8 protein-coding genes and 1 pseudogene are annotated in these 12,723 nt (G+C 73.5%); all 9 read left to right on the plus strand.

All coding sequences use genetic code 11. The features are described 5' to 3' along the window. A partial coding sequence (locus tag IE249_RS16315; protein ID WP_229858637.1) for a 6-phospho-beta-glucosidase occupies positions 1-1,258 on the plus strand: 1,258 nt, incomplete at its 5' end. Further along, positions 1,249-2,217, plus strand: coding sequence for an N-acetylglucosamine kinase (locus IE249_RS16320; protein ID WP_189705552.1), 969 nt, complete (start codon positions 1,249-1,251; stop codon positions 2,215-2,217). The genes IE249_RS16315 and IE249_RS16320, both read left to right, overlap by 10 nt. Before the next feature lie 163 nt (positions 2,218-2,380). Then, complete coding sequence (locus tag IE249_RS16325; protein ID WP_229858640.1) at positions 2,381-3,841, plus strand: GlnX family signal transduction membrane protein; 1,461 nt, start codon at positions 2,381-2,383, stop codon at positions 3,839-3,841. Positions 3,842-3,876: 35 nt separating this feature from the next. After that, positions 3,877-4,917: a glutamate ABC transporter substrate-binding protein gene (locus IE249_RS16330; protein ID WP_189705553.1), complete on the plus strand. Its 1,041-nt coding sequence runs from the start codon at positions 3,877-3,879 to the stop codon at positions 4,915-4,917. Positions 4,918-5,022: 105 nt separating this feature from the next. Beyond that, positions 5,023-6,363 (plus strand): coiled-coil domain-containing protein, encoded by a 1,341-nt coding sequence (locus IE249_RS16335; protein ID WP_189705554.1) that lies wholly within the window; start codon positions 5,023-5,025, stop codon positions 6,361-6,363. Continuing rightward, entirely contained in the window at positions 6,360-8,912 is a 2,553-nt protein-coding gene (locus IE249_RS16340) for a serine/threonine-protein kinase (protein WP_189705555.1), read from the plus strand. The genes IE249_RS16335 and IE249_RS16340 overlap by 4 nt, the downstream gene beginning before the upstream one ends. A 3-nt stretch (positions 8,913-8,915) precedes the next feature. Next, the gene (locus tag IE249_RS16345; protein WP_189705556.1) at positions 8,916-10,214 is read left to right on the plus strand and encodes a PP2C family protein-serine/threonine phosphatase; all 1,299 of its coding nucleotides are present in this window, start codon (positions 8,916-8,918) and stop codon (positions 10,212-10,214) included. 178 nt (positions 10,215-10,392) lie between these two features. After that, positions 10,393-11,739 (plus strand): vWA domain-containing protein, encoded by a 1,347-nt coding sequence (locus IE249_RS16350; protein WP_189705557.1) that lies wholly within the window; start codon positions 10,393-10,395, stop codon positions 11,737-11,739. A 92-nt stretch (positions 11,740-11,831) separates the two neighbouring features. Further along, a pseudogene (locus tag IE249_RS37485) lies at positions 11,832-12,723 on the plus strand (FHA domain-containing protein); the annotation flags it as partial.

Consider the following 12,723-nt stretch of genomic DNA (forward strand, 5'->3'; position numbering starts at 1 on the left):
CACCGTGGTCGGCGGCGGCTCGACCTACACCCCCGAACTCATCGACGGCTTCGCCCGCCTCAGGGACGCCCTGCCCATCGAGGAGCTGGTCCTCGCCGATCCGGCGGCGGACCGGCTGGAGCTGGTCGGCGGACTGGCCCGCCGCATCTTCGCCCGCCAGGGACACAACGGCCGCATCGTCACCACCTCCGACCTCGACGCGGCCGTCGACGGCGCCGACGCCGTCCTGCTCCAGCTCCGCGTCGGCGGCCAGGCGGCCCGCCAGCAGGACGAGACCTGGCCGCTGGACTGCGGCTGCGTCGGCCAGGAGACCACCGGCGCGGGCGGCCTGGCCAAGGCCCTGCGCACGGTCCCGGTGGTCCTGGACATCGCCGAGCGCGTACGCCGCGCCAACCCGAACGCCTGGATCATCGACTTCACCAACCCGGTCGGCATCGTCACCCGCGCCCTCCTCCAGGCCGGCCACCGGGCGGTCGGCCTGTGCAACGTGGCGATCGGCTTCCAGCGCAAGTTCGCCGCCCTGCTGGGCGTCGCGCCCGCCGACGTCCACCTGGACCACGTGGGCCTCAACCACCTCACCTGGGAGACGGGGGTGCGCCTGGGCGGCCCCGAGGGCGAGAACGTCCTGCCCAAGCTCCTGGCCGAACACGGCGACGCGATCGCCGAGGACCTGCGCCTCCCGCGCCCCCTCCTGGACCGCCTGGGCGTCGTCCCCTCCTACTACCTGCGCTACTACTACGCCCACGACAAGGTCGTGGCCGAACAGCGCACAAAGCCCTCCCGCGCCGCGGAAGTAGCCGCGATGGAACGCGAGTTGCTCACCATGTACGGCGACCCGGCCCTGAACGAGAAGCCGGCCCTGCTCGCCAAACGCGGCGGCGCCTACTACTCCGAGGCCGCCGTGGACCTGGCGGCGGCCCTCCTGGGCGGCGGAGGCAGCCCCTACCAGGTGGTCAACACGTACAACCGCGGCACCCTGCCCTTCCTCCCCGACGACGCGGTGATCGAGGTCCAGGCGGCGGTCGGCCCCAAGGGCGCGATCCCCCTGCCCGTGCCCCCCGTCGACCCCCTCTACGCGGGCCTGACGGCGAACGTGACGGCGTACGAGGACCTGGCCCTGGAGGCGGCCCTGCGCGGCGGCCGGGACCGCGTCCTCCGCGCCCTGCTCGCCCACCCCCTCGTAGGCCAGTACGAGTACGCCGAAGCCCTCACCGACCAGCTGATCGCGCACAACCGGGAGCACCTCGCGTGGGCCTGACCGCAAGCGTCCTCGCCATCGACGCGGGCAACAGCAAGACCGACGTGGCGGTAGTGACGTCCGACGGAGACGTCCTGGCCACGGCCCGCGGAGCCGGCTTCCGCCCCCCGGCGGTAGGCATCCGAACGGCGGTGGACACCCTCGCCGAAACCACCACCCGTGCCCTCACCTCCGCCGGCCTGCCCTCCGTCACCCACGTCTCCGCCTGCCTGGCCAACGCCGACCTCCCCGTCGAGGAGGAACAACTGGCGGCGGCCCTGCACGCACGCGCGTGGGGCACGACGACACAGGTCCGCAACGACACCTTCGCCATCCTGCGGGCAGGCGTGGCCGAACCGCGCGGCGTCGCCGTGGTGTGCGGCGCCGGCATCAACTGCGTGGGCATGCGCCCCGACGGCCGCACGGCCCGCTTCCCGGCCCTGGGCCGCATCTCCGGCGACTGGGGCGGCGGCTGGGCCCTGGCCGAGGAGGCCCTGTGGCACGCGGCCAGAGCGGAGGACGGCCGCGGCCGGGCCACCGCCCTGACGGCCACCCTGCCGGCCCACTTCGGCCTCCCCACCATGTACGCCCTGATCGAGGCCCTCCACCTCAACCACATCGACCAGGACCGCCGCCACGAACTGACCCCGGTCCTGTTCACCACGGCAGCGCAGGGCGACCCCATCGCCCGCGGGATCATCGACCGCCTGGCCGAAGAAGTGGTCGCCATGGCGACAGTCGCCCTGACCCGCCTGGACCTACTGAACGAGGAAACCCCGGTCCTCCTGGGCGGCAGTGTCCTGGCAGCCCAGCACCCGATCCTCAACGACAACATCAGAGAACGCCTGACCACCAAAGCCCCCAAGGCGGTCCCCCAAGTAGTCACAGCGAGCCCCGTACTGGGAGCAGCCCTACTGGGCCTGGACCACCTCCACTCCACTCCAGAAGCCCAGGCACGCCTGCGCACCCACTTCGAGTAGGCGGGGACGGACCGCAACCCCCCACAACGGAGGGCCGCCACGGCCACGGCCCCGCACCCACCGCCCACCGAAGGCCCCCAAGGGAACCGAACCGCCCCTCACGGCGTATTCATGGCAGGGGCAGTCCGATCCGGACCTGCGATACTGGCGGCGACGGATGACCATGGGGGAGGTCGAAGTGACACAGAACAACAACCTGGCACCACCGGACAACCGAACTGTGCTCACGCTGCCGGCCGTACCGCCCCAACCGTCACCCGCCCCCACCCCCGCACCCCCCACCGCACCAACCCCCCACCGCCGCACGGCGTTCGCAGAGGGCATCGACCGCCTCCGCACAGCCGCCACCACGGAACCGGGCCGCCTCCGAGCCATCGGAGCGGTACTGGCGGCCCTGGTCATCGCCTTCGGCGCGGTAACCGCCTGGCAGACCACGTCCCGCGCCACAGCAGCCGACGACGTCCTGCACAGCAGCCAGCCCCTCAGCTCCGACGCCGCCGACATCTACCGCTCCCTGGCCGACGCCAACACCATGGCCAGCAGCGGCTACCTGGCAGGCCTCCAGGAGACGACGGCGACCCGCACCCGCTACGAGGCGGACATCCGCACCGCCGCCGCCAAGCTCGTCACCGCCGCGGCCAACTCCGACCCGGACTCCCCGTCCGCGGCCACCATCACCAAGCTCAACGAACTCCTCCCGCGCTACAAGGGCCTGGTCGAGTCCGCCCGCGCCAACAACCGCCAGGGCTTCCCGGTCGGCGGCGCCTACCTCCGCACCGCCAACGACACGATGCAGAACCAGATGCTCCCGGCGGCCGAGGACCTGTACCAGAAGGAGAACGAGCGCCTGCGCTCGGACTACGCGGACGCGACCCCGTACCCCTGGGCCGCGATGGCCCTCGGCGTCGTCGCACTGGCCGCCCTCGCCTGGGCCCAGCGCCGCAACTACCGCCGCACCAACAGGGTGCTGAACCACGGCCTGGTCGCCGCCACCACCGCGACGTTCATCGTCCTGGCCTGGCTGCTGACGGGCCACACCCTGGCACGCGCGGGCCTGAACGGCTCCTACGCCCACGGCGTCCGCTCGCTCAACGTGCTGCACGACGCCCGTATCGCCTCCCTCAAGGCCCGCAGCGACGAGAACCTCACCCTCGTCAGCCGAGGCGCGGAGACCAAGACCTTGAAGGACGGCACGGTCATGGACGCCTACGACTGGGCGTACGACCAGGAGATCGACAAGCTCGCGAAGACCCTCACCAGCGCCGGCGCGCTGGCCGACGACTCGGCGGGCCGCAAGCCGGTGCAGGTGGCGAACCAGTCGATGAAGGTGTGGAAGTCCCGCCACGAACTGGCCCGCCAGGCCAACGACTCGGGTGACTACCAGAAGGCCAGGGACAGGGTCATCGGCACCAGCGCCGAGGCCCAGTCGACGGGCGAGTGCTTCGACAACGTCGACACCTCGCTCGCCTCGGCGCTCACGCACGAGACGAGCGAGTTCAAGCAGGCGGCGGGCGACGGTCTGGGCGCGATGACCGGCCTGCCGGAGGGCTCCGCCGCGCTCGCGGTGCTCGGCGCGGCGGGCGCCCTGCTGGGCATCGGCCGCAGACTGTCGGAGTACCGGTGACGAGGGGTACGGAAGCAGGGGAAGGGGGCGTGACCATGCGAGCACGACGTCCGCGTTCGGTGCAGGCCGGCCTGAGGGGCTGGGGCGGCGTGGGGGCGATGGCGGCCCTCTGCGTCCTGGCGCTGGCGTTCGTCCTCCTGCTGCCCCGCACCCAGCCGCACAGCGCTCCGGACAAGGCCCCTGACAAGGCGACGACGGGCAGCGGAGGCACGGCCCTCGCCACCCAGGCCAAGGCGGACAACTGCAAGGACGACAACGCCCAGGACCAGAGCCTCGCCCCCTCAACGGCCGGCGGCCCCACCGTCAGCGCCATCAGGAGCCGGGGCTACCTCTCGGTCGGCGTCGACCAGAACAGCTACAACTGGGGCTACCGCAACCCGAACAACTCCTCCGGAGAGCTCGAGGGCTTCGACATCGACCTCGCGCACCGCATCGCCAAGGACATCCTCGGCGACGCGGACAAGATCCAGTTCAGGGCCATCCCCACCAACGAGCGCATACCGGCGATCAGGAGCGGCCGCGTGGACATGGTGGTGCGCACCATGACGATCACCTGCGACCGGCTGAAGCAAGTGGCGTTCTCCGCGCCGTACTTCCTGACGGGCCAGCAGGTCCTCGCCCCGAAGACGTCGGCCATCACTGGCTACGACAAGACGCTCGCCGGCAAGCGCGTCTGCTCGGCGACCGGCTCGACGGCGTACGACCATCTGTCCGCGGACAAGAGGGACGGCACGCTGCCCGCATCCACCGACATCACCACCACCGTCCCCAACCAGCTGGACTGCCTGGTGCGGCTGCAACTGGGCGAGGTGGACGCGGTGGTGACCGACGGCGCGCTCGCCGCGAGCCAGGCCGCGCAGGACCCGACGGTGGAGCTGAAGGGCGGCACCTTCACCAAGGAGTACTACGGCGTGGCGATGAAGCTGGGAGCGGACGATCTGGTACGCCAGGTCAACCGCACACTGGAGAACTACCGCAAGGACGGCGCCTGGAAGCAGTCGTACGACAAGTGGCTCTCCGCCACGCTCGGCGACGGCTCCGGCTCGGCGACACCACCGGCGGCGAACTACCGCTGACGACAAGCGAACACAGCAACCCGGTGCCGGTCCAGGCACCGCAAGAACGCAAGCACCGCAACTCCCCAGAATTGTCGACCGAAACATCGCAGCGAGAGGTGATCGATGGGCGTCACGGACCCCGCCGGGCCGGTGATGGACCGGGACGAGGTGGACCGTGCGCTGGCGCGGCTCGGCGCGGAGCACGAGGCGATCGAGACCTCGCTCCTCGCCCTGCAGGACCACGCGGGCCGCAGACTCCTCGAGGGCGCCGAGCTGACCGGCGTGACCAAGGAGCGCTGGGCGGCGACGGAGGCGTCGATAACGCTGCTGTGGGCGTACTTCGACGCGTACGCGGGCGCCCTGCGCACCGCCCGTGAGATCCGTGCCCGCCGCCGCTGGTCCAGCCGCGAGGACCTGGTGGAGCTGACCGAACTGCTGCGCGGCGAATCCGTCACGGTCGCGGACGCGGCGACGGCCGGCGCGACCGCCGGCGCGCCGACGCTGCACGCCGGTCCGGGCCGGCTCAGCCACAGCTTCTCGCTGGCCTCGCTGGTGGACCGGATGAACGAGCTGTACGCGTCGGGCCTCGACATGGTGGTCGCGGCGGACGCGGTGTGGTCGGCGCTGCCCGCGCGGATCGATTTACTGGCCGCGGAGCTGCAGCGCACCCGTCGGCTCGCGCACTCGGTGGGCGTACGGCCGGGCGAGCACCCGGCGGGCGACGACCTGGAGCGCATCACGCGCACGCTGACGAGGCTGCGCGAGGAGGTGGTCTCCGACCCGCTCGCCTTCTGGGTGCCCGCGCAGGGCAGTTCGGCCCCGGGCGGCGGACGCCCGGACACCACCGTGTACGACCGGGAGGCGCGCGCGCTGGAGGAGGTGCGCCGTGAGATCGACGCGGTGCTCACCGTCCGGCAGGACGCCGAGCAGCGCCTGATCAAGCTGCGTGACGTGCTCTCCCGCGCGGACCGCACGCTCGCCGAGGCGCGCACCGCGCGCGGGGAGGTGCTGGCGAAGATCGCGGCCACGGAGGTCCCGGTGGTCAGCGGCCCGCCGACCGCGCTGCAGGAGCAGTTGGCGGCGGCGGCCGAGTACCGCAGGCAGGCGCAGTGGCACCGCCTGTCGCCGCTGCTGGACTCGCTGGAGGAGAAGGCCGAGGACGAACTGCTGCGCGCGCGTGAGTCGCTGGCGGCGGTCACGGCCCCGCTCGCGGTCCGCGCGGAGCTGCGCGGCCGCCTCGACGCGTACAAGGCGAAGGTGGCCCGGCACGGCCTGGCGGAGGATCCGCTGCTGGTGGAGCGGTACGACGCGGCGCGCCGCATGCTGTGGAGCGCGCCCTGTGACCTGCGGGTGGCCGAGCAGGCCGTGCTGCGCTACCAGCAGGCGGCGGGCGAACTGCTCGGCACCGCGCGTGTGCCGGGCCGGAGCACGCCCGAAGACGGTGACGGCGGGGGGAAGTCATGAGTCAGGCGGGGCAGACCTGTCAGCGGCCGGACTGCGGCGGCGCCTACGAGGACGTGGGCGGCGGCGAGCTGTACTGCGACACGTGCGGCCTCGCGCCGGTGGTGTCGTCGAACGGCTCGCTCTCGTCACCGCCCACCGGTGTGACGTCCGGAGCGAAGCCCGCACACGGCTCGGAAGGCTCACCGGGCTCGGGCGGTTCGGGCGGTTCGGGCGGTTCCGGGGGCAGCGGCGGCTCGCACCCCTCCGCGCGCAGCGGCCGCAGCTCGCGCACGTCGTCGCAGTCCTCCAAGTCGCGCCGTTCGGTGTCGGGCCGGCTCTCGCGCTCCCTGTCGGGGCGGACGAGCGGCCGCTCGGTGTCGGTGCGCGGTTCGAGCTCGACGTCGGGCTCCTCGGGCCGCGGCCGGCTCGGCGCCGGGCTGGTGCAGGTGCCGCAGGTGCCGCGGCCCGACCCGCGGTCGATGGTGCTGGAGAACCCGGAGGTCCCCGAGCGCAAGCGGTTCTGCTCGCGTTCGGACTGCGGGGCGCCGGTCGGCCGGGCCCGTGGCGAGCGGCAGGGGCGCACGGAGGGCTTCTGCACCAAGTGCGGCCACCCGTACTCCTTCGTGCCGAAGCTGAAGGCCGGGGACATAGTGCACGGCCAGTACGAGGTGGCGGGCTGTCTGGCGCACGGCGGTCTGGGCTGGATCTATCTCGCCGTGGACCGGGCGGTGTCGGACCGGTGGGTGGTGCTCAAGGGCCTGCTGGACACCGGCGACCAGGACGCGATGGCGGCGGCGATCTCGGAGCGGCGCTTCCTCGCGGAGATCGAGCACGCCAACATCGTGCGGATCTACAACTTCGTGGAGCACCTGGACCAGCGCACCGGCTCGCTCGACGGCTACATCGTGATGGAGTACGTCGGCGGCAAGTCGCTCAAGGAGATCGCCAACTCCCGCCGCACCCCGGACGGCAAGCGCGACCCGCTGCCGGTGGAGCAGGCGTGCGCGTACGGCATCGAGGCCCTGGAGGCGCTCGGCCATCTGCACAGCCGCAACCTGCTGTACTGCGACTTCAAGGTCGACAACGCGATCCAGACCGAGGACCAGCTGAAGCTGATCGACATGGGCGCGGTGCGCAGGACGGACGACGACGAGTCGGCCATCTACGGCACGGTGGGCTACCAGGCGCCGGAGGTCGCGGAGGCCGGCCCGTCGGTGGCCAGCGACCTGTACACGGTGGGCCGTACGCTCGCCGTGCTCACCTTCGACTTCCAGGGCTACACGAACGTCTTCGTGGACTCCCTGCCCGACCCGGACACCATCGAGGTCTTCCGCCGCTACGAGTCCTTCTACCGGCTGCTGGTCCGCGCCACCGACCCCGACCCGGCCCGCAGGTTCGCCTCCGCGCAGGAGATGGCCGAGCAGCTGACGGGTGTGCTGCGGGAGGTCGTGTCCCTGCAGACGGGCCGGGCCCGGCCCGCGCTGTCCACACTGTTCGGACCGGAACTCAAGGTCACCGACACGGAGTTGTTCCCGAAGCTGGACGGTGACGTCTCCCGGCTCGGGACACGGGCACCCCGCACCCGCAGACCCACGAGCACCACCGGCCCGGCGAGCTCCACCGCCCCCGCCCTGGTGAAGCCGGCCGACTCCCCCGCCGCCGCGCTCGCGCTGCCCGTGCCGCACGTGGACCCCTCCGACCCCAACGCCGGTTTCCTCGCGGGCCTGCTGACGTCGGCGCCCGCCGAACTCGTCAACGCCCTGGCCGCCGCGCCCGCGCCCTCCACCGAGACCCGGCTGCGCCAGGTCCGCGCCCGGCTGGAGACCGGGGAGCCGGCCACCGCGCTGGCCGCGCTGCGCGCGCTGGAGGAGGAGGACCCCGACGACTGGCGGGTCGTCTGGTACCGGGGCGTGGCGTCCCTGGTCACCGGCGACCACGAGGAGGCGGCCCTGGCCTTCGACGCGATCTACGACGCCTTCCCGGGCGAGGTCGCGCCGAAGCTGGCCCTCGGCCTGTGCGCGGAGGTGCTGGGCCAGCTGGACAACGCGGCCGAGTACTACCGCCTCGTGTGGTCCACCGACCCGAGCCATGTGAGCGCGGCCTTCGGGCTGGCCCGCGTCCAGCTCGCCGCCGGCGACCGGCGCGGCGCCGTACGGACGCTGGAGTCGGTGCCGGAGTCGTCCATCCACTACACGGCGGCGCGGGTCGCGGCCGTACGGGCGCGGCTGCGGCACCGTACGGCGGCGGCGTCCGACACGCCGTTCCTGGACGATGTGACGGCCGCGGCCGGGCAGGTGGAGGCGCTGCAGGCGTACGGCCTGGACCCGGCCCGGCGCGAGGAGTTGTCGGCGGAGGTCCTCGGCTGCGCGCTGGACTGGATACTCTCCGGGGGCCGGGACGCCGACCCGGCCGCCCGGCGGGTGCTGCTCGGCAGCGACCTGGACGAGCGGGGACTCCGCTTCGGCCTGGAGCGTTCGTACCGCATGCTGGCCCGGCTGGCGCCCGGCGGCGAGGAGAGGATCGACCTGGTGGAACGTGCCAACCGTTACCGCCCCCGGACGTGGGTGTAGTTGATGTCGCAGATGCCCCCGCAGGCCGCCCTGTCGAAGTGCCCGAGCTGCGCGGAGCCGCTCGAGTCGGGCGACCGCTTCTGCGGCGCGTGCGGACACGACCTGTCCGTGGCCGCCGTACCGCAGAACGACACGCCGACGCTCACCATGTCGGGCGGCGCGGTGCCGCGTCCGGCCGCGCCCGCCGACGACCCGCAGGGCCCGGGCCGGCCGCCGTACGCCGCGCGGCCGGACGCCTCCGGTGCCGAGGCCCCCGCGCCCGCGCACCCGCGGCAGCCGGCGCAGGCCTCCTCCGGTGTGCGGTTCGACCGCCCCGCCGAGCCCGACGAGTACCCCCTCCAGGCGCCGGACCCGCGGGTGGCCGCCGAGGCCGCGGCCGAGGAGGGCGCCGCGGTCTGCGTGGCCTGCCGCGCGGGCCGCGTCGACAGCGACGGCTACTGCGAGAACTGCGGGCACGCCCAGCCCCGCGAGCGCGACCACATGGAGCAGGAGGACGGCCCGGTGGCCGCGGTCAGCGACCGGGGCCTGCGCCACCACCGCAACGAGGACGCCTTCGCGGTCGGCCGGGCCGCGCTGCCCGACGGCTCGCCCGCGGTCGTGGCGGTCGTCTGCGACGGCGTGTCCTCCGCGACCCGCCCCGACGAGGCCTCGCTCGCCGCCTCGCGCGCGGCGAGCGACTGCCTGCTGGCCGCGCTCCCGCGCGGCACGCACCCGCAGCAGGCCATGCACGACGCGATCGTCGCGGCCGCGCGTGCGGTCGACGCGCTGGCCGGCGAGCCCGCGACGGCCCGCGAGCACACCCCCCATCAGAACGCGCCGGCCTGCACGTTCGTCGGCGCGGTGGTCACCTCGGGGCTGCTCGTCGTCGGCTGGGTCGGCGACAGCCGCGCCTACTGGGTGCCGGTGGACCGCGCCGCGCCCGCGGCCCGGCTCACCGAGGACGACTCCTGGGCCGCGCAGATGGTCGCCGCGGGCCTGATGAACGAGGCGGAGGCGTACGCCGACGAGCGCGCCCACGCGATCACCGGCTGGCTCGGCGCGGACGCCTACGAACTGGAGCCGCACACCGCGTCCTTCAAGCCCGACCGGCCCGGCGTGGTCGTGGTGTGCACGGACGGTCTGTGGAACTACGCGGAGACGGCCGAGGAGATGGCCGAGGCCGTCCCACTCGACGCGGCCGTACGGCCCCTGCACAGCGCCCGGGTGCTGGTCGGCCACGCCCTGGACGGCGGGGGCCACGACAACGTAACAGTGGCGGTCCTGCCGTTCCCCGCCCCGCCGCAGGGGGCAGGATCGGCCTGAGGGACACGGGACGCGGCACGGGGCGGTGGTCCCGGCCCGTACCGGGACTTCCGCACGGGGAAACGGGGAAGCCTCACAGGATCGGAGGGGACCGGTCCGTTCACAGTCGTCGTCCCCGTTCGCGGGGGCCTTGAAGGGGGAGCCCGTTCGCGGGGTCCCGAGGGGGATCTGAGAAGGCATGGCCAATTTCTCGAAGTCGAACGTGCCGCAGTTCTCGGTGGACGTGTACCAGAACGAGTACCTGCCGGAGAGCGGCCGGGAGGTCAACGCGATCGTCACGGTGACCGCGACCGGCGGCGGCACCGTCGGGACCGCGGTCTCGGCGCCGCACCTGTACACGCCGGGGCACGGGCCGTCCGCGGCGGTGGCCGTCATGGTCGACTGCTCGGGTTCGATGGACTACCCGCCGACCAAGATGCGCAACGCCCGCGACGCCACGGCGGCCGCGATCGACACCCTGCGCGACGGCGTGCACTTCGCGGTGATCGGCGGCACGCACGTGGCCAAGGAGGTCTACCCCGGCGGCGGACGGCTGGCGGTCGCCGACGCCACCACGCGCGAGCAGGCCAAGCAGGCGCTGCGCAAGCTCACCGCGGGCGGCGGCACGGCCATCGGCACCTGGCTGCGGCTGGCCGACCGGCTGCTGTCCTCGGCGGACGTCTCCATCCGCCACGGCATCCTGCTCACCGACGGCCGCAACGAGCACGAGGCGCCCGAGGACCTGAAGCGGACGCTCGAGGAGTGCGCCGGGCGCTTCACCTGTGACGCGCGGGGCGTGGGCACCGACTGGGAAGTGAAAGAAGTCACAGGGATCGCCTCGGCGCTGCTCGGCACCGCCGACATCGTCGCCGACCCGGCGGCGCTGGCCGCCGACTTCACGCACATGATGGAGACGGCGATGGGCAAGGAGGTCGCCGACGTCGCGCTGCGGGTGTGGACCCCGGTCGGCACGGCGATCAAGTTCGTCAAGCAAGTCGCGCCGACGGTGGAGGAGTTGACCGACCGCCGCACGGAGGCCGGTCCGCGCGCAGGGGACTACCCGACCGGCTCCTGGGGCGACGAGTCCCGCGACTACCACCTGTGCGTGGAGGTGCCGGCCGCGAACATCGGGCAGGAGATGCTGGCCGCCCGGGTCTCACTGGTCGTCCCGCAACCGGACGGAACCGTACAGAACCTCGGCGCGCAGGGCCTGGTGCGGGCCGTGTGGACCGACGACATGGCCGCCTCCACCTCGATCAACCCGCAGGTCGCCCACTACACCGGCCAGGCCGAACTGGCCCAGGCCATCCAACAGGGGCTCGACCTTCGCAAAGCGGGCGATTTCGACGGAGCAACGGCCAAACTGGGGCGTGCTGTTCAGCTCGCCAGCGCCTCGGGGAACGCGGATACTGCGAAACTGCTTGCGAAGGTGGTGGACGTGGTCGACGCCGCGACAGGTACTGTGCGACTGAAGGCGAAGGTCGAGGACGCCGACGAGATGACTCTCGAGACGCGGTCCACAAAGACTGTTCGTGTAAAGAAGTGACCCAGCAAGACAGCGAACGCCAGCGAGCCCGGCCCCTCGGGGTGGGAGAAAACCGGCCCCCGGGCCGGAAAAGGAGAGGGGGAAGCGCCGACATGCCGACCTGCCCGAACGGACACCAGTCGGGTTCCGACGACTGGTGCGAGGTCTGCGGTCACCGCATGGCCGGTGCCGTGCCTCCGCCTCCCCCGCCGCCCCCGGCCGGCGGCTACGGCTTCCCGCCCGCGCCCGGACCGGGCGGACCCCGAGGCCCTGGCGGCCCCGGTGGTCCGGGCGGTCCCGGTGGCTACGGCGGCCCCGGCGGACCGGGTGGTCCGGGTGCGCCCGGTGGGCGTCCGCATCTGTCCCCGGTGCCGGACCACGAGCCGGAGCTGTGCCCGCAGTGCCGCACGCCCCGCGAGGGCGGTGCGCCGTTCTGCGAGGAGTGCCGCTGGAACTTCCTGACGAACACCGCCACCTCGTACACCCCGGCCGCCCCGCGTCCGCCGGCCCCCGGCCCCGGTCCGGGTCCCGGCAGCCGCTTCCCGCAGGCGCCCGGCCCGGCCTTCGGCGGCGACTCCTACGAGTACCAGGGCTCCCGCCCGTCCCAGGTGAACCGGCCCGCGGAGCCGATCCCGCCCGGCCCGCCGTACCCCGGCGACCCGCAGGGGCGCCCGGGCGGTCCCGGTGGCCCGGGCGGCCCCGGTGGCCCCGGCGGCCCCTCGGGCTTCGGTGGCGACCCGCGTCCCGGCGGCCCGTCCCCCTTCGGTCAGGACCCCTCGCGGCCGGTTCCGCCGCCGCCCGGTCCGACGCAGGGCGGCGGCCCTGCCGGTCCCGGCACGCGCGGCGGCGCTCCGCAGGCCTTCCAGCAGGCAGGCCCGCAGGCTCCGCCGTTCCCGCAGGAGACGGGCCGTCCCCAGCCCGGCGGCCCGGCCTTCGGCGGCGGTGAGGACGACTGGGTGATCTCCCCGCCGTCGTCCGCGGGCCCCTCCGGACCGGGCGGCCCCG

The organism is Streptomyces anandii JCM 4720 (assembly GCF_014650655.1).
Lineage (GTDB): Bacteria > Actinomycetota > Actinomycetes > Streptomycetales > Streptomycetaceae > Streptomyces > Streptomyces anandii.

Excerpts from the sequence above, each read along its gene's own strand:
- IE249_RS16325 (WP_229858640.1), top strand. The coding sequence starts at position 2,381 with ATGGGGGAGGTCGAAGTGACACAGAACAACAACCTGGCACCACCGGAC.
- IE249_RS16330 (WP_189705553.1), top strand. The coding sequence starts at position 3,877 with ATGCGAGCACGACGTCCGCGTTCGGTGCAGGCCGGCCTGAGGGGCTGG.
- IE249_RS16335 (WP_189705554.1), top strand. The coding sequence starts at position 5,023 with ATGGGCGTCACGGACCCCGCCGGGCCGGTGATGGACCGGGACGAGGTG.
- IE249_RS16340 (WP_189705555.1), top strand. The coding sequence starts at position 6,360 with ATGAGTCAGGCGGGGCAGACCTGTCAGCGGCCGGACTGCGGCGGCGCC.
- IE249_RS16345 (WP_189705556.1), top strand. The coding sequence starts at position 8,916 with ATGTCGCAGATGCCCCCGCAGGCCGCCCTGTCGAAGTGCCCGAGCTGC.
- IE249_RS16350 (WP_189705557.1), top strand. The coding sequence starts at position 10,393 with ATGGCCAATTTCTCGAAGTCGAACGTGCCGCAGTTCTCGGTGGACGTG.